The 565-nt window shown below is 42.5% G+C and carries 1 pseudogene; it reads right to left on the bottom strand.

Annotated elements, in window-relative coordinates:
• Nucleotides 1–539, bottom strand: a pseudogene (locus tag ACS8FD_RS23410) (SurA N-terminal domain-containing protein); the annotation flags it as partial.
• Nucleotides 540–565: the final 26 nt, after the last annotated feature.

Genomic DNA, 565 nt, shown 5'->3' on the forward strand with positions numbered 1-565 from the left:
GATTGTTGTTCAGTTTCGATACGATTGCCAACGATGACGCTAGCGCCTACCTCAGTCTCACTCGCTAACGCCACCACTCCATCTTTAGGGGCTTGCTGACTGAATGCCAAACTGCGTTCTTTATCAGTCAATAATGTTGTCTGACGATTTAATTGACCTAACGCCTGAAAGCCTACCGCTTGTTTCTTAATATCAGCTACAGTCTTAATACCAGCAGCCAGTTGTTTGGCATCTTTAAGCGCCATTGCACTGGCTTTTTGTTGACGTAATTTTTGTGTGATTATCGGTGTTGCTGCTGCGAGCGTAAGAGTCTGAGTAGGACGATAGTTACTTGGTTGTACCCACGCCGTACCATTACCGACCTCAATCCCTGCTGTTACTGCTTGATCTTGAATAGTAAACTCATCAAACGCCTGTTTAATAACAGCAGGTTGCGACAACACTGAGGTGTTATTGTTTTTTCTATAATCTTTAATATTTTTTAATGCCACATTTTCTTGCTGCGCAATATCTTCGATACTAAAACCATCAGCTGCCAAGTCATTAATCGCCGTTACTTTATCAG

The organism is Psychrobacter sp. 1U2, assembly GCF_051847575.1.